The sequence below is a fragment of the Bradyrhizobium sp. Kon10 genome, assembly GCF_055807395.1.
Window position 1 is genome coordinate 1 of record NZ_JBVVOZ010000441.1, and the last position, 230, is coordinate 230.

Annotated in this window: 1 pseudogene; it reads right to left on the reverse strand. The window is 62.6% G+C overall.

What is annotated here, in order from left to right:
* Nucleotides 1-230, reverse strand: a pseudogene (locus AC0L2O_RS37675) (hypothetical protein); the annotation flags it as partial.

The following is a 230-nucleotide window of genomic DNA, read 5'->3' on the forward strand; positions in this document are numbered from 1 at the left end:
TTCCAGGCGTACCACCGTTTGCAACATCCCGAGCCCGTGGGCGTCGGCGCCCGGTAGTTTTCTACCGAAAAGCCGTAGATCGTGGCTGGCTGAATCTCGATGCCAGTCAATCCTTCCAGGGAGCCGTCAACCTTCACCGCCAGGGCTTCGCCCGGCAAAATGTAGCTTCGCGGCAGCGTGGCTGTGGTTCCCTGTGGCAGTAACCGCACCTGCGGGGCCATGCGCACCAC